A 16,274-nucleotide genomic window follows, 5' to 3' on the forward strand; every position below is an offset into this window, starting at 1 on the left:
GTCGAACGAGAGGCGGGCCGTCCGCGCCGGCACGAAGGCCGCGGCGGGCGGAGGAACATCGGCTTCCATCGTCCGGCAGCCCACCTGCCCCGGACGTCAACCCCTGTGACCGTCCTCGGACCACCCCCAGGGATTAGCTCCCCTCGTCGCGTCATCCCTGGGTATGACGTGATCCCTGAGACCGCCGGCGCCCGCGGGCGCGCCGGACGGGCGGCGACGCGGGGGTTGGGAGGGGCGCGCGGGGGCCGTCGCGGAGGCGTCGAGTTTCCGTCAATTCGGGGTCGAATTTCCCCCTGGCGGCCACCGGCGAACATGGGCATCAGGCATGTGCCGGGGGCCCTGGCGGCGGCTGATGACCCCTCAGTTGCCAATAAAATAAGACAACCTCGGGATGAGCGGCCGATCTGCTTCGTACGCTGCGGGCTACGCTCGTGCTGCCTTCAAAGAGGCGGCATGGGGGACCCCAAGCCCGGATGGTGGAATGCAGACACGGCGAGCTTAAACCTCGCTGGCCTTCGGGCCGTGCCGGTTCAAGTCCGGCTCCGGGCACTTCCCGTGGGCAGCGGGACAAAGAACGCGTATGTAACTGAATATTCAACAGAGCGAGGTGGGGCCGCCGGGTTTTCCCGGCGGCCCCACCCCTTTGTGCGTGCTCTTTGCTCAGCGCTCCACGAGCGCGAACAGCGCCTCCCAGCGGGCGACGATCTCATCGGTGGAGAACCGCTGGATGTTCTCCCGGGCCGCCTCGCCCATCCGGTCCCGCAGCTCCTGATCCGACATCAGGGTGCCCAGGTGCCGGGCGAATTCGGTGATGTTGCCCGGAGGGGCCAGGAAGCCGTCGGTGCCGTCGGTGATGATCTCGCGGACGCCCGGCGCCACGTCGAACGCCACGCACGGCACCGCGGTGGCCATCGCCTCCATGGGCGCGAGCGGGAAGCCCTCGCCGCGCGAGCTCAGCGCGAAGACCGCGCTCTCCCGCAGCGCCCCGGCGACGTCGCTGGTCCGCCCCATCCACTCGACCGAGTCGGTGACCCCCAGCTCGGCCGCCTGCTTGCGCAGCGCCTCGGCCTCCTCACCGGAGCCGTAGATCCGCAGCGTCCAGTCCGGGTGCTGCGGCGCGACCTTCGCCCACGCCTCCAGGAGCAGGTCGACGCCCTTCTCCTCGTGCAGCCGGCCGATGCTCGCGACGACCTTCCGGGAACGCTCCGAGGGGACGTCGGGGAAGAACGGCAGCGGGTTCGGCATGAAGCCGACGTTGTCCATCCGCTGCCGGATCCACTTGTCGGCGTCCTCGCGGGTGAGCGGCAGCATCCGGTCGACGTCCTGGTAAAACCGCTTGACGCGGGCGAACCGGGAGGACTGGCGGCAGGTCTCGAACGACTCGTGGCTCATGCCGATGACCGGCAGCCCGGTGGTGTCCGCCAGCGCCACCCACTCCATCGCCCACACCTGGGTGACGATCACCACGCCGCCCGGACGGGCGGCCCGGAACAGCGCGCTCATCTTGGCGGCCTGCTCGTGCATCCCGGCCTCACGGGCGGCCCGGCGGCGCTGCTCGACGACGTTCAGCCGGTCCTTGAGGCCGCGCACCGGGCGGACGCTCGGCGGGTGCACGTCGTAGAGCGTGGTGGTCTCGTACGGCAGGTCCGGGCCGAGCTCGTGGACCCGGCCCTCGGGCGGCGGCACGATCCCGACGACGTGCACCCGGTGGCCCTGCTCCGCGAACAGGCGCGCCATCTGGTGCGACCAACTGGTGATGCCGCCCAGCTCGTTGACGCTGTTGGAGACGAAGAAGATGTCCCGCGGCTCGGCTGCGTTCGACTTGGTCATCAACGGCTCCACTGCGCAAAGAACTGGTCGACGATGCTCTGTGCGGCGTCGCCCTGGTCGTATTCCCCGAACTTGGCGACGAATTCCTTGCGGTCCTTGGCGTATTCCAGCTGCTGGGACTCGAAAGACTGCATGGCCTCGAAGAAATCGTCCTCGGTGCGCACTACCGGGCCCGGTGCGTGTTCCAGCAGATCGAAGTACGTTCCGCGGCCCTCGTGCACATATTCGTCGTAGTCGTAGGTGAAGAACACCAGCGGCCGGTCCAGCAGCGCGTAGTCGAACATCACCGACGAATAGTCCGTGACCAGACCGTCGGCGAGCTGGAGGATCGGGGTGATGTCATGGCGCGCGGAGACGTCGATGACCCGGCCCTGCACGGTCGGCGGCAGCACCACGTGGTTGAGGTAGTGCGAGCGCACCAGGAGGACGTAGCGGTCGCCGAACTCGTCGGCGAAGCGCTCCACGTCGAAGGGGAGCGCGAACCGGCCGTGCCGGCCGCCCGCCTTGCGGAACGTCGGCGCGTACAGCAGCACCTTCTTGTCCGCGGGGATGCCCAGCTCTGCCGCCAGCGGGCCGCGCTCGCGGTGGCCGGTCGCGGCCTCCTGCTGCCGGGCCCGCACCAGGGCGTCGTTGCGCGGGTAGCCCACCCGCAGCAGGGTCTTCTCCTTCAGCCGGAACGCCTTGGCCAGCGTCCGCGCGTCGTGCTCGGTGCGGCACAGGAACCGGTCGAAGCGGTCCAGCGACTGCTGCTGCTCGGCCTGCTGCTGGCGGGTCTGCGCCTTGAGCACGGGCTGGTCGAAGCCCATGTTCTTCAGCGCCGAGCCGTGCCAGGTCTGGATGTAGGTGGTCTCGGGGCGCTTGGTCAGCTTCAGCGGGTAGCTCTGGTTGTCCACCCAGAACTCGGCCTGCGCGAGCGCCTTGAGGTACGGCAGCGACCAGCGCTTGACCAGGGTGGCGTCCTTGGGGAAGTCCTTCGGGGACCCGGCGTACGCCCAGATCGCCTCGAACTTCAGGCCCTGCCGGCGCATCTCCTCGTAGATCGCGCGCGGGCTGTCGCTGTACTGCTTGCCCAGGTGGCTCTCGAAGACCACCGTGCGCTTCTTGATCGGCAGCCGGCTGAACACCTCGTGGTACGCCCGGAGTTTGGTGTCCCCCGAGGCCAGCGTCTTGCGCAGCGCCTTGGCCCTGCGGAAGCCGCTCTTCGCCAGCGTCCCGGGCTTGCCGCGGACGCCCTTGGCGATGAGCTCCTGCACGCGCTCGGCGTTGCGGCCCTCGCTGATCAGGCGGAACGCCAGGTGGCCCTTGGAGGAGATGTGCGGCTCGACGTGGTCGGCGACCATCCGGGACAGCCGCGGCCGGACCGGCAGCGGTCCGCCGGCCAGTTCGGTGTCGGCGACCGTGAGCCGGGTCGTGGTCGGCACCCCGTCCACCTTCAGGCGCAGCCGGACGTCCCAGATGGTGTCGACGATGCCCAGCGGGCGCAGCGTGGCGGTGATGTCGGCGGAGGTCTCCCAGACCACCGTGTCGCCCTCGTGGCGCACGGTCTGGACCGGGAAGGTGAAGGACTGCAGGCTGCGGCGGCGGGCGCTGAACTCCAGCTCGGCGGAGAGCTTGGCGCCCTCGGGGATCACCCCGAGCGGGTTGGTGATCCGGCCGGCCAGCGAGACGGAGTTGCCCGCCTCGGCGAACCGGGTCAGCTGGTTGCGCAGGAACAGCTGGTTGACCGGCTTCTCGTGGTAGCCGACGTCGGTCACGTCCAGCACCTGGCGGCCGAAGGGGTCGTCGGTGTGGCCGTCGCACCAGTAGATCCGGCCGTCGTGCTGGGCGAGCGGCGAGGAGAGCTTGGCGCGGTTGATGAGGGTGTCGACCGCCGGGATGAGGTTGTCCCAGTCGCCCTTCTGGAGCAGGTAGGCGCAGATGGCCTGGATCGGCAGGACCCGCTCGTACGCCTCGGGGGCGATGCCGGCGAGGTACTCCTGGGAGAGCGCGGCGAACTCCTGGCGGTACGCCTCGTCCCGGAAGGGCAGGTCCCGCAGGTGGAGCACCAGGTCGTGCTTGAGGAACTTGACATCCTTGGCGAGCTTCATCTCGGTGAGCCCGCGCTCCACCAGGGCGGCGTCGATCCGCCGGTGGACCTCCAGCCGGTGGATGTAATTGGTCATCTCGTGCCGTCGGTTCGTCACCGACTTCACGGCCGACTTCTCGAAGACGTTCCAGAAGTAGACCTGATTCGGGATCAGCGTGATGCGCTTCGCCGCGAGGTAGGCGTCGGCGATAAACATCAGGTCTTCGTAGAACATCCCCTTGGGGAAGCGGAGGTTGTTCTCGATGAGGAATTCGCGGCGGTAGCACTTGTTCGTGGAGAGGGTGTCCCACACGAAAAGGTCCGGCAATTCCGTAACCGACTCAAGGGTGCGGGTCGTGGAATACAGCCAGGAGTACCACTCGTCGCGCTTCTGGTTCCGGGTGTCCTTGTGGACCCGGACGCAGAGGCCGGAGACGATGTCCGAGCCGGATTCCTCGGCGGCCTCCAGCAAATTGCGGCAGGCGTTGTGCTCCAGGACGTCATCGCTGTCCAGGAACATGACGTACTGTCCGCGGGTGTGCTGGATGCCGGCGTTGCGCGGCTCGCCGCCGGCGCCGCTGTTCTCCGGCAGCTGGAAGGCTCTGACCCGGCCGGGGTGCGCGGCCGCGAGCGCCTGCGCGACCTCGAAAGAACGGTCGGTGCTGCAGTCGTCGACGATCACCACCTCGACGTCCCGGAGCGTCTGGTCCAGCACGGACTGGACCGCGGTCGGCAACCGGTCGGCGTCGTTGTAGACAATGACGACTACTGAGACGTCAGGCACAGGCACCTCAACCCTCTTTCGCTGCTGTTTCCGGCCAGAATAGCCCCATCTGCACACGGGGTTTACGACCACCCGCACCCGGAGTGCTACACGTGGTGACGGGGTGCTGCCCGGGGAAGGGCAGGTTCCGGCTAGCAGGTATGACGATGGCTCTGGTCAATCGGTTGCCTGTGTGCGGACGAGATCTGATCTTTATCGGATTCCGATCATGTCGGTGACGGTGGCCTCTCGGAGTTGACGGATGGGGAAATACCCGTTCGAGACCGAGGAGAAAAGATCGATTACCCGGATTTTGTCCGGACTATCGGGCGGACCGGTCCGCCCGTGTGGCCGCCCCGAAGTGGCACATGACACAGCGCCAGTCGCACACGATGTGACGAAGGCGGCTCCGTTGCGTCGGAACCGTGTGCGCGGGCACCTCCGTGCACCTCTGGGCGTCCTCCAGGGAGAGGACATGTCGTCCGCGGCGCGGGGGAAGATCCTGCCCGAGAACGAGAGACGTCTCTTTGCCAAGCCATTACGCTTGCGTCAAGGCCGCGCAGGGCGGCCATGGAGGAGTGAGATGAGGAGCAGCAACCCGGTCTTCTCGCGACGGGGGTTCAGCCGAGGCACCGGCTACGCGGGCTTCAACGCGCCGCCGCAGGCCGGGGGCCCCGCCGCCGATCCGTACGCCGGAGCGAACCCGTACGCCGGAACCAACCCGTACGCCACCCAGGCGCCGCAGTACGCACCGCAGTCCACCCCGCAGACCCGCCCGATGACGATGGACGACGTCGTCACCCGCACCGGCCTGACGCTCGGCACGGTCATCGCCGGTGCCGCGGTCGGCTGGCTCTTCCTCACCGGGCAGCTCGGCTTCGCGATCGGCGCCGGTCTGGCCGCGACGGTGCTCGGCTTCATCCAGTCCTTCATGCGCAAGCCGGTCCCGGCCCTGATCCTGGGCTACGCGGCGCTGGAGGGTGTCTTCCTCGGCGCGCTCAGCGGCTACCTCAACGCCCTGCCGAAGCTGAACGGCGCCCCGATGCAGGCGGTGCTGGGCACGATGGCGGTGTTCGTCGCCATGCTCGTCGCCTACAAGACCCGGATCGTCCGGGTCACCGAGCGGTTCACCCGCTTCGTGATGATCGCCGCGCTGGGCTTCGTCCTGCTCTCGCTGGTCAACCTGCTGTTCATGGTGTTCGGCGGGGGTGACGGCCTCGGCTTCCGCAGCGGCGGCCTGGGCATCCTCTTCGGCGTCGTCGGCATCTGCCTCGGCGCGGCCTTCCTCGCCATGGACTTCAAGCAGGTCGAGGACGGCATCGCCTACGGCGCGCCGCGCGAGGAGTCCTGGCTGGCCGCGTTCGGCCTGACCATGACCCTGGTGTGGATCTACTGGGAGATGCTGCGGCTGATCTCGATCCTGCGCGACTGACGCGGATCCGGTCCCACCGCGCAGCGGACGAGGGGCCCGCGGGCGACTGCCCGCGGGCCCCTCGCGCATGGCGGACGCGGTCCGTCGCCGGGGTCAGAACTTGCGGGCGGCGCGCCGGAGATCGTGTTCGTGGACGATCGCCTTGGCGTGGCCGTAGGAGAGGTTGTGCGCGCCGCGCAGCCAGCTGACCTTTTCGTCGAAGCGGATGAGGGCGGGGCCGTCGTCGACGGTGCGGAGCCATTCGGAGATATCCCGGCCGGTGCAGTGCGGGATTCGGGAGAGCATGTTCCGGTGGGTTTCTTCGGAGAAGGACTGTGACATCGGCGCCTCCGGACGCGGTCGATGCTGGTTCTTCCGCTCACCGTGCCTGAGGGTTCAGGCGTTGGCAACCACCCGGGCGTTGCGCTTAGGCTCACGACGTGCTTGACGTGACGCCTTTGCAGACCGCCGTGGACGCGCTCGCCGACCGCCTCCGGGCGCTGCCGCAGAGCGCCCTGCGCCGCGGTGCCGCGGCCGAAGGGCTCGCGCTGGCGCGGGAGTTGGCGGCCCGTGCGCAGCTGATCGAACGCCCCGGGGGGCGGCCCGTGGAACTCCCGGACGCCGGGATGTTCGCGGCCGGGGACCAGGTGGCGGTGGCCGGCCACGACCTCGTCGAGGCGCTGCGGACCGCCGCGGCCGGCGGCGAAGCTGACGCGAAAGCGGCCCCCGCCGTACACCTGGCGGAGGCCCTGCGGCGGGTGCGGGACGCGGCTCAGAGCGAGGCGATGACCCGGTCGGCGAGGATGTAGACGCTCTCGTCGCGGCGCTCGCCCCAGGAGAACGTCAGGGCGTAGGCGCCGGAGATCCCCGAGCCGCCCAGCAGCACCGGGGTGTGGCCGTCGCGCAGCGCGTCCGCCACGCTCTCGGCGGTCTCGCGGTGCCCGGGGGTCAGGCAGAGCGTGGTGCCGTCGGTGAAGACGTACACGTCCAGGGTGCCCAGCGGGCCGGGGCGCACATCGGCGAGCGGGGTGGCCTCGCGGGCCAGTTCGTCCAGGCGCGCCACCGTGCGCTCGTGGTCGCCGATCGCCGGGGCGGGGGAGAAGTCCGGGTGCGAGGGGTGGCGCCGGCGGGCGGCGGCCAGCTCGGCGGACTCGGTCTCCTCGGCCAGCTCGAACTCCGGCGCGTCCAGGGCCTCCAGAGCCTCGACGGACTCCAGCGCCTCCAGTGACTCCAGGGCCTCGACGGGCTCCAGTGCGGGCAGCGGCTCCAGGACCTCCGGGCCCAGCAGCGACTCCAGCCCGGCCAGATCGGCCTGGCGCGGCACGAACGGATGGTGGTCGAAGCGGTCCAGGTCCAGGCGCTCGGTGTGCTCCCGGCGCCCCTCGCGGCCGTCGAGCGGACCCTCGTCGCCGAAGCTGGGCAGCGGGCCGGGCAGCGACGGGGCGTCCGCGGCGTCCCGGGCCTCCTGCGCCGCCCAGAAGGCGCGCGCCTCGGCGAGCTCCCGCTCCCGCTCCTCGGCCAGCGCGTCCGCGACGGCGGCGCGTATGTCCGCGAGCGGGGTCTCGCCGGCCGGGACACCACGGGCGGCCGGGACCGTCGCCGCGGCCTCGGCCCGGTCGACGGCCTCCGCGCGGGCGGCGACGAGCTCGGCGTGCAGCGTGGTGAGCTGGCGGCGCAGCGTACGGGCGGTGTGCAGGGCGGCGGCGCCCAGCACCACTGCGACCGCCGCGGCCAGCAGCAGGACGAGGGTGGTGACAGTCATGCCGAAACCTCGCTTCGCTCAAGCCTCGCACTCGCGAGGCGCGCACCTTTCGGTGGTTCGCTCACTTCCGGGCTTACGCGCACACTGTCGCGGACCGGATCACCGGCGTACTCCCGTTAGCAGATTGTTCTCCGACTTCCTACAACAGCGTGACCGAGGTCGGCGACTGATCGCAGGGTGGTATGTCCTGAAATGGGGTGCACTTGGGGGCTCCTGGGGTGTGGTGCCCCACGGCTGAGCTGCAAGAACGCCGATTCACCGGGATGTTGGTCACAATCCTGGGAGCGATTGGGTCGCGATCTTGTCACCGAGTGACCCGGGTCACCCGCCGTCGCGGACGGTGTCCGGACGACAGCGAAGGGTGCGCAGGGAACGGGAGTTGGTCCGTTTCCCCGCGCACCCTTCAAAGGCGCTTCCTCGCTGCGGCTGCGGCTGCGGCTCAGCTCAGCCGCGCGTGCTCATGGTCGCGCTGAGCCTCGCCTCCGCTGCGGGCGGGTGCCGGGCACTCGTTCCTCGCACCCGGCCCCCACCCTCCGCTGCGGCTCAGCTCAGCCGCGCGTGTCCATGGTCGCGCTGAGCGTCGCCTCCGCTGCGGGCGGGTGCCGGGCACTCGTTCCTCGCACCCGGCCCCCACCCTCCGCTGCGGCTCAGCTCAGCCGCTCGATGACCATCGCCATGCCCTGGCCGCCGCCCACGCACATGGTCTCCAGGCCGAACTGCTTGTCGTGCCACTGGAGGGAGTTGATCAGGGTGGTGGTGATCCGGGCGCCGGTCATGCCGAAGGGGTGGCCGACGGCGATCGCGCCGCCGTTGACGTTCAGCCGGTCCAGGTCGATGCCCAGATCGCGGTAGGAGGGGATCACCTGGGCGGCGAACGCCTCGTTGATCTCCACCAGGTCGATGTCGGAGATCGACAGGCCGGCGCGCTTGAGTGCCTGCCTGCTGGCCTCCACCGGGCCGTAGCCCATGATCTCGGGCGAGAGGCCGGAGACGCCGGTGGAGACGATCCGGGCCAGCGGGGTCAGGCCCAGCTCGCGGGCCTTGGCGTCGGACATGATCACCAGCGCCGCGGCGCCGTCGTTGAGCGGGCAGCAGTTGCCGGCGGTGACCAGGCCGTCGGGGCGGAACACCGGCTTCAGGCCCTGCACGCCCTCCAGGGTCACGCCGGCCCGCGGGCCGTCGTCCTTGGAGACGACCGTGCCGTCGGGCAGCTCGACCGGGGTGATCTCCCGCTCCCAGAAGCCGGCCTTGATCGCCTGCTCGGCGAGGTTCTGCGACCGGACGCCGAACTCGTCCATGTCCTGGCGGGTGATGCCCTTGAGGCGGGCGAGGTTCTCCGCGGTCTGGCCCATCGCGATGTACGCGTCCGGGACCAGGCCGTCCTCGCGCGGGTCGTGCCAGCCCGCGCCCTCCTGCTCGGCACGGGCGGCCGTCCGGGCCTCGGCGTCCGCGAAGAGCGGGTTGTGGGTGTCGGGCAGGCCGTCGGAGGAGCCCTTGACGCTGCGCGAGACCGTCTCGACGCCCGCCGAGATGAAGACGTCGCCCTCGCCGGCCTTGATGGCGTGCAGTGCCATCCGGGACGTCTGGAGCGAGGAGGAGCAGTACCGGGTGATGGTGCAGCCCGGGAGGTGGTCCATCCCCATCTGGACGGCCACGATGCGGCCGAGGTTGTGGCCCTGCTCGCCGCCGGGCAGACCGCAGCCGAGCATCAGGTCGTCGATCTCGGTCGGGTCCAGCTCGGGGACCTTGGCGAGGGCGGCCTGGATGATCGTGGCGGTGAGGTCGTCCGGACGCAGGTCCTTGAGGGAGCCCTTGAAAGCGCGGCCGATCGGGGAGCGGGCGGCTGAGACGATCACGGCTTCGGGCATCACGGCTCCAAGGAGTGAGTAAGTGCGGCGTCCGGTGCCTCGTCGCGCGGCGGCGGGCGCTGAACAGGGCAGACCGTCTGGGAAGTTACCTGCACGTAGTGCGAAGGTCACGGGGTGCGCGCTGTGATGCGGGCCTCTTTTCTAAGCGGGCGCTTATGGGAACGGGGGCGGGGCCGCGGGTATTCCCCCGCGGGGCGCGCACGGAGCGGGCCGAGCGGCCCCGTCCGGCCCGTTCCGGCCCGTTCTAGCCCGTGATCGACGGGCGTTCCGCCGCGGTCTCCTCCGGCGCCGGGAGCTGGCGGCGCCGGCGGTGCTTGAGCAGGGCCCAGGGGGCGCGGGAGCCGGTGACCTCCGTGCCGCCCTCGGAGGCGGCCCGGGCGGCGGCCTGCTCGACCGGGAGGATGCCCTCGCGCCGGGCCGGCTCCGGCCGCTCCTCCTCGGGCCACAGCCCGAGCGCCGCGCACACCGTCGGGAACATGGCCATCGCGGCGGTGGCGTACCCCTCGGCCGAGGGGTGGTAGTTGTCCGGGCCGAACAGCTCCCGGGGGCGCGCCTCGAACTCCGGGCCGAGCAGCGCGCCGAGCGAGACCGTCCGCCCGCCGGCCTCGACCACGCCGATGGTCTGCGCGGCGGCCAGCTGCCGGGAGAGCCGGCGGGCCACCCAGCGCAGCGGCTGGTAGACCGGCTCGATGGTGCCCAGGTCCGGGCAGGTGCCGACGACGACCTCGCAGCCCGCGGCGCGCAGCGTGCGCACCGCCTCGGACAGGTACCGCACCGACTGCGCGGGCGGCAGCCGGCGGGTGACGTCGTTGGCGCCGATCATGACGACGCAGAGGTCGGGGACCTGGGCGCCGTCCGCGAGCAGCAGCTCCACCTGGCGGGGCAGGTCGTCGGACCGGGCGCCGGGCAGCGCGACGTTGCGGAGGTCGACGGGCAGCTCGGCGAGCGCGGCCAGGCCCGAGGCCAGCAGCGCGCCGGGGGTCTGGGAGGGGCGGTGGACGCCCTGGCCGGCCGCGGTGGAGTCGCCGAGGTAGCCGAGCCGCAGCGGGGGCCGGTCGGTGCGGTGGCCGAAGGCGGCACCGTAGCGGCCGTCGGCGCACGGCGAGATGTCGCTGGAGCCGCCGACCGTGCGGCGGGCCAGCCGGGCCTCGGTCAGCAGCAGCCCGACGCCGGCCACGCCGAGCAGGCCGATCCCGCCGCCGCCGAACGCGGCCGCGGTCGCGATCCGCCGTGCCACCCTCGCCGTGGACCTCGTCGTCACCGTCGTCACCGTCGTCGCCATCGGCCGGACCTCCCCGTGCAGCGCGGGCGCGCCGCGGCGCAAGGGCCGGACGCGCTCGGATGAGGGCAAGAACACCTTCACCGGGAGGATTCCCGCTCCGGGCCCCCGTGCAACGCTCCGGGCCCCCGATGGAGCCCTCCGAACAAAGCCGGGGGCCCTTGGTCCACCAGGGCAATAGGCTGGCAGCACAGGCGCAGGAGAGCGTGCCCCGACCGCGGAGACCACCGTGCAGTTTTACGATTCGATGATTGAGCTCGTCGGCAACACCCCGCTCGTGCGGCTCAACAACGTTACTCAAGGGATCCAGGCCACCGTCCTGGTGAAGGTCGAGTACTTCAACCCCGGGGGATCGGTCAAGGACCGGATCGCTCTGCGGATGATCGAGGCCGCCGAGGAGTCGGGCGAGTTGCAGCCGGGCGGCACGATCGTGGAGCCGACGTCCGGCAACACGGGCGTGGGCCTTGCGATCGTGGCCCAGCAGAAGGGCTACAAGTGCATCTTCGTCTGCCCCGACAAGGTCTCGACGGACAAGATCAACGTGCTGCGGGCCTACGGCGCCGAGGTGGTGGTCTGCCCGACGGCGGTCGACCCCGAGCACCCGGACTCGTACTACAACGTCTCCGACCGCCTGGTGCGTGAGACGCCCGGCGCGTGGAAGCCCGACCAGTACAGCAACCCCAACAACCCGCGCTCGCACTACGAGAGCACCGGGCCGGAGCTGTGGGAGCAGACCGACGGGCGGATCAGCCACTTCGTGGCCGGCGTCGGCACCGGCGGCACCATCAGCGGCACCGGCCGCTATCTGAAGGACGTCAGTGACGGCAAGGTCAAGGTCGTCGGCGCCGACCCGGAGGGCTCGGTCTACAGCGGCGGCTCCGGCCGGCCGTACCTGATCGAGGGCGTCGGCGAGGACTTCTGGCCGAGCGCCTACGACCGCACGGTCGCCGACGAGATCGTGGCGGTCTCGGACAAGGACGCCTTCCAGATGACCCGGCGGCTGGCCAAGGAGGAGGGGCTGCTGGTCGGCGGCTCCTGCGGGATGGCCGTGGTGGCCGGTCTGCGGGTCGCCGAGGGGCTCGGGCCGGACGACGTGATGGTGATCCTGCTGCCGGACAGCGGCCGCGGCTACCTCTCGAAGATCTTCAACGACGAGTGGATGGCCGACTACGGCTTCCTGGAGGAGAGCGGCACCGCCGCCCGGGTCGGTGAGGTCCTCCAGTACAAGGAGGGCGCGCTGCCGTCCCTGGTGCACATGCACCCGGAGGAGACCGTCGGCGAGGCCATCGAGGTGCTGCGCGAGTACGGCGTCTCGCAGATGCCGATCGTCAAGCCGGGCGCCGGGCACCCCGACGTGATGGCCGCCGAGGTCGTCGGCTCGGTCGTCGAACGGGAGCTGCTGGACGCGCTGTTCACCCAGCGCGCCGCGCTGTCGGACCCGCTGGAGAAGCACATGTGCCCGCCGCTGCCGCAGGTCGGTTCGGGCGAGCCGGTCTCCGACCTGATGGCGGTGCTGGAGAACGCCGACGCGGCGATCGTCCTCGTCGAGGGCAAGCCCAAGGGCGTGGTGAGCCGGCAGGACCTGCTGGCGTACCTGGCCCGCGGGGCCGGGAAGTAGGCAGGCGGCGCCGGGGCGGCACCCTCCGCCCCGGCGTCAAGTGTCCGTCAGGGAACGGCCCGTCGGCGCAAGAGGCACGTATGCGTCACGTGTACGCAGCACGGGCTTAACACTTCTCCGGCACAGTGATGCCCAGGCGATGCGGACCTCCGGAGCGGCTCCCGGACCTCCGCGGTCGCCAGGATGCGACGACCGGCCCTGACCCGGCTCGCGTCTCGTGCGGGGACCGCCGTCGTCCCGCCCCTGGCTTCGGCCGGGGTGCGGCGGTCCCCGCGATCTTCTTTTCGCCGACCGGACGACCGACCGGACGACCGACCGGACGACCGACCGGACGACCGGGCCGCCCGCCCGCCGCCGGCGCGGTCAGTCCGCGTCCGCGTCGCGCCGCTCCGTCCGCTGCCGCAGCGCCGCCTGCAGCCATAGGCCGTGCACGGCGTTGACGCCGACGATGCCGGCCCAGCACACCGCCAGACCGGCCAGCCCGGCGTTGACCACCGCGATCGCGGACAGCGGGATGGCCAGCACCAGGGAGACCATGGCGACCGCGAACCGCTGCCAGAACTCGGTGCCGGCGTCCGCCCGGCGCGCCGGCTGCGTCCCGCGCGCCACCTGCATCTGCTGCTCGGCCAGTTGTCGGCGCACCCGCCGGTCGACGTTCTGATCGAGCTTCTCCAGGAAGGACTCCAGGAGCTCCGACTCGTACTCCGGCCCCAGCTCCTTGCGCGTCTGGAGGGTCGCGTCGAGTTCTTTCCTCAGCTCAGGGTCGTGTGTCGCCATGGCGCCGAGACTACGGCCGGGCCGGCGGCGGCGCGGTAGGGCTAGCCCCCCGAAACGGCGGGTGCCTCCCGGTCCTCGGGGGCCGGCGGTTCCGCGAGCCGCGCGGTGTCGCGGCGGGCGGCGAGCCAGTACAGGACGGCGGGCACCGCCAGGCCCACCAGCCAGGAGATGTCGGCGCCGCCGAGCGGGGCGACCAGCGGGCCGGTGTAGAACGCCGTGGCCAGAAACGGGAGTTGGGCGAGCACGCCGACGGTGTAGACGGTCAGGGCCCGGACGTTCCAGGCGCCGTAGCGGCCGGCGGGGTCATGGAGCGCGGGGATGTCGTAGCGCTCCTTGGAGAGCAGGTAGTAGTCGACGAGGTTGATCGCCGACCAGGGCGTGAAGAACGTCAGCAGGAAGAGCAGGAAGTCCTTGAAGGAGGCGAGGAAGGAGTCCGCGCCCAGGAGGGCGACGGCGGTGCCGGCCACCATGATGCCGACGAGGTACGCGGAGCGGCCGCGCGCCGAGAGATTCGGTCCCCCACCTTCGGCGGGAGGTGCCCCCAGTCCGCGGAAGCCGCTGACGCTGGTGACCAGCGACATGAAGCCGCCGTAGGTGTTGAGGACGTTGATGGTGAGCTTGCCGAGGGCGATGACGAAGTAGAGGAACGAGGCGATCAGTCCGGTGCCGCCCAACCCGACGAGGTAGCCGACCTCGTGGCCCACGAACGCCTTCGGGGCCGCGGCGGCGGCCAGCGCCCCGAAGGCCATCGACCACTGTGCGCCCAGCACGGAGCCGCCCAGCGTCCACCAGAAGGTCGCCCGGGTCGAGGTGTGGCGCGGCAGGTAGCGGGAGTAGTCCGCCACGTACGGGCCGAACGCCAGCTGCCAGGACGCCGAGAGCGAGACCGCGAGCAGGAAGACCGGCAGTCCGAAGCCGCGGTCGTGGAGCAGTGTGGCGAGGTCGGCGCGCTGGAGCAGGCGGGCGCCGAGGTAGACGAAGGCCAGCGCGCAGACCAGCCCGGCGACCTTGCCGAGCAGGTGGATCAGGCGGTAGCCGACGGCCGCGGCGAGCGCGGTGACGGCGGCGAAGAGCACGATCCCGGTCGTCTGGCCGAGGTGGGTGAGCTCGCCCACCGCCTGCCCGGCGAGCACGCTGCCGCTGGCGAAGAACCCGATGTACATCACGATGACCAGCGCCAGCGGCACCGCCGCCCCGCGCACCCCGAACTGCGCCCGGGAGGTGATCATCTGCGGCAGCCCGAGCCGCGGCCCCTGCGCGCAGTGCAGTGCCATCACCGCCCCGCCCGCGAGATTGCCCAGCAGCAGCCCGATCAGCGCCCAGAAGGCGCCGGCCCCGAAGACCACGGCCAGCGCGCCGGTGACGACGGCGGTGATCTGGAGGTTGGCGCCGAGCCAGAGGGTGAACTGGCCGGCCGCGCTGCCGTGCCGCTCGTCGTCCGGGACGACGTCGATCGAGCGCCGTTCGATCAGGCCTGCCATGGGTGCGCCCCTTCCGCCGCCCTGCCGGTGCATGGGTCCATGCAGGATCAAGGGCGGTGAATGGCAGGTCAATAGGCGGGAGGTGAATTGCCGTGCCCGGTGGGCGATTTGCCGTGGCGCACCCGGTTCGTGCGCGGGGTGAGGCGTGAGGTGCGGGCCGGGGTCCGGCGCTCCGGTAGCGTCGGGCGCGCAGGGTGGACGTCGGGGGACGGGGAGGGGCGATTCGCGTGCAACGGGGCATGGTCGGTACAGGAACGGCGGCGGGCGGGGGCGCGGCGCCGGGGTCGGCGGACGGCGCGTCCTCCGGGCCCCAACGGCCCGCGGAATCGGGCGACTTGGCCGACCGGCTGGAGGCGTACCGCACCGAACTGACCGGCTACTGCTACCGGATGCTCGGCTCCGCCTTCGAGGCCGAGGACGCCGTCCAGGAGACCATGGTCCGCGCCTGGCGCGGCCACGCCCGCTTCGAGGGCCGGGCCTCCCTGCGCTCCTGGCTCTACCGCATCGCCACCAACGTCTGCCTCGACCTCCTCAAGGGCAGCAGCCGCCGCGCCCGCCCCATGGACCTCTCGTCTCCGTCGGGCGTCCGCAACCCGATCGGCACCGAGCTGCCGGAGACGGCCTGGATCGGCCCGGTCCCCGACGCGCGGGTGCTGGCCGGCGCCGGCGACCCGGCGGACACCGCGGTGGCCCGGGAGTCGGTCCGGCTGGCGTTCGTCTCCGCGCTCCAGCGGCTGGCGCCCCGGCAGCGGGCGGTGCTGATCCTGCGGGAGGTGCTCAGCTGGTCGGCGAGCGAGGTGGCCGAGCTGCTCGGCAGCTCCGTCGCCTCGGTCAACAGCGCCCTCCAGCGTGCCCGCGCCACCCTGGCCGCGTCCGGCGACGGCCCGTCCGCGGCCCCGCAACGACCGCTGGACGACGCCCAACGGGCCCTGCTCGCCCGCTATGTGGACGCCTTCGAACGCTTCGACATGGCCGCCCTGACGGCCGTCCTGCACGAGGACTGCACGGTCTCCATGCCGCCGTTCGCACTGTGGCTGCGCGGCCGCGCGGACGCGGTGAGCTGGATGCGCGGACCGGGCCGCGCCTGCGCGGGCTCGCGGCTGGTGCCGCTGGCGGCGAACGGGACGCCGGCCTTCGCGCAGTACCGCGCGGGCGGCACCGCCTGGGCGATCCAGGTCATCGACCTCGCCGACGGCCGGGTCGCCGGACTCCACTCCTTCCTGGACACCGAGCGGCTCTTCCCGCTGTTCGGGCTGCCGATGCGGTACGCGGGGTAGCCGGGGGCTTCAGGGGCTTCAGGGGCTTCGGGGGTTCTGGGGGGCTTCGGGGGCGGCGGGCCGGCCGGCGGCGGGTGCCCCGGCCCGCCGCCACGTCCCTTCCGCCCCGCACCCGGGACCGCCGGGGCCGGGAGTTCCGTACA

Annotated in this window: 12 protein-coding genes and 1 tRNA gene; 5 read left to right on the forward strand and 8 right to left on the reverse strand. The window is 71.5% G+C overall.

From position 1 onward, the window contains the following. The first annotated feature begins 467 nt into the window (after positions 1 to 467). A tRNA-Leu gene (locus ACIQE0_RS34695) sits at positions 468 to 549 on the forward strand. Positions 550 to 660: 111 nt separating this feature from the next. On the opposite strand, the gene ACIQE0_RS34700 is transcribed toward ACIQE0_RS34695, so the two are convergent. Continuing rightward, positions 661 to 1,830 carry a glycosyltransferase family 4 protein gene (locus tag ACIQE0_RS34700; protein ID WP_402339417.1) on the reverse strand — a complete coding sequence of 390 codons (1,170 nt, stop codon included), beginning with the start codon at positions 1,828 to 1,830 and terminating at the stop codon, positions 661 to 663. After that, complete coding sequence (locus tag ACIQE0_RS34705; protein WP_366338560.1) at positions 1,830 to 4,679, reverse strand: CDP-glycerol glycerophosphotransferase family protein; 2,850 nt, start codon at positions 4,677 to 4,679, stop codon at positions 1,830 to 1,832. Before ACIQE0_RS34705 ends, ACIQE0_RS34700 begins: the two co-directional genes overlap by 1 nt. A gap of 562 nt (positions 4,680 to 5,241) precedes the next feature. Here ACIQE0_RS34705 and ACIQE0_RS34710 point away from each other — a divergent pair. After that, positions 5,242 to 6,090 (forward strand): Bax inhibitor-1/YccA family protein, encoded by an 849-nt coding sequence (locus ACIQE0_RS34710; RefSeq protein WP_366338500.1) that lies wholly within the window; start codon positions 5,242 to 5,244, stop codon positions 6,088 to 6,090. A gap of 93 nt (positions 6,091 to 6,183) precedes the next feature. Here the strand turns inward: ACIQE0_RS34710 and ACIQE0_RS34715 are convergent, their stop codons facing one another. Next, positions 6,184 to 6,411 (reverse strand): DUF4287 domain-containing protein, encoded by a 228-nt coding sequence (locus ACIQE0_RS34715; RefSeq protein ID WP_366338502.1) that lies wholly within the window; start codon positions 6,409 to 6,411, stop codon positions 6,184 to 6,186. Between the two features lie 98 nt (positions 6,412 to 6,509). Between ACIQE0_RS34715 and ACIQE0_RS34720 the strand changes: the two genes are divergently transcribed. Next, positions 6,510 to 6,878, forward strand: coding sequence for a hypothetical protein (locus tag ACIQE0_RS34720; RefSeq protein ID WP_366338504.1), 369 nt, complete (start codon positions 6,510 to 6,512; stop codon positions 6,876 to 6,878). On the opposite strand, the gene ACIQE0_RS34725 is transcribed toward ACIQE0_RS34720, so the two are convergent. The 3 genes from ACIQE0_RS34725 to ACIQE0_RS34735 form a co-directional block, all read right to left on the reverse strand. Next, positions 6,842 to 7,831, reverse strand: coding sequence for a hypothetical protein (locus ACIQE0_RS34725; protein WP_366338506.1), 990 nt, complete (start codon positions 7,829 to 7,831; stop codon positions 6,842 to 6,844). The two genes, ACIQE0_RS34720 and ACIQE0_RS34725, sit on opposite strands and share 37 nt — an antisense overlap. Before the next feature lie 647 nt (positions 7,832 to 8,478). After that, entirely contained in the window at positions 8,479 to 9,699 is a 1,221-nt protein-coding gene (locus ACIQE0_RS34730; protein WP_402339422.1) for an acetyl-CoA C-acetyltransferase, read from the reverse strand. A 244-nt stretch (positions 9,700 to 9,943) separates the two neighbouring features. Continuing rightward, positions 9,944 to 10,981 carry an SGNH/GDSL hydrolase family protein gene (locus ACIQE0_RS34735; RefSeq protein ID WP_402339425.1) on the reverse strand — a complete coding sequence of 346 codons (1,038 nt, stop codon included), beginning with the start codon at positions 10,979 to 10,981 and terminating at the stop codon, positions 9,944 to 9,946. 226 nt (positions 10,982 to 11,207) lie between these two features. Here ACIQE0_RS34735 and ACIQE0_RS34740 point away from each other — a divergent pair, with 226 nt between their 5' ends. Beyond that, the gene (locus tag ACIQE0_RS34740) at positions 11,208 to 12,596 is read left to right on the forward strand and encodes a cystathionine beta-synthase (RefSeq protein ID WP_366338512.1); all 1,389 of its coding nucleotides are present in this window, start codon (positions 11,208 to 11,210) and stop codon (positions 12,594 to 12,596) included. Between the two features lie 363 nt (positions 12,597 to 12,959). Here the strand turns inward: ACIQE0_RS34740 and ACIQE0_RS34745 are convergent, their stop codons facing one another. Together ACIQE0_RS34745 and ACIQE0_RS34750 are read right to left on the reverse strand one after the other, a co-directional pair. Beyond that, positions 12,960 to 13,373, reverse strand: coding sequence for a hypothetical protein (locus ACIQE0_RS34745; RefSeq protein ID WP_402339428.1), 414 nt, complete (start codon positions 13,371 to 13,373; stop codon positions 12,960 to 12,962). A 41-nt stretch (positions 13,374 to 13,414) separates the two neighbouring features. Further along, positions 13,415 to 14,854, reverse strand: coding sequence for a purine-cytosine permease family protein (locus tag ACIQE0_RS34750; RefSeq protein WP_402339430.1), 1,440 nt, complete (start codon positions 14,852 to 14,854; stop codon positions 13,415 to 13,417). Between the two features lie 239 nt (positions 14,855 to 15,093). Here ACIQE0_RS34750 and ACIQE0_RS34755 point away from each other — a divergent pair, with 239 nt between their 5' ends. Next, entirely contained in the window at positions 15,094 to 16,131 is a 1,038-nt protein-coding gene (locus tag ACIQE0_RS34755; protein ID WP_402339433.1) for a sigma-70 family RNA polymerase sigma factor, read from the forward strand. Positions 16,132 to 16,274: the final 143 nt, after the last annotated feature.

This window comes from Streptomyces sp. NPDC093097 (genome assembly GCF_044754325.1).
In the GTDB taxonomy this organism is placed as follows: Bacteria; Actinomycetota; Actinomycetes; order Streptomycetales; family Streptomycetaceae; genus Streptomyces.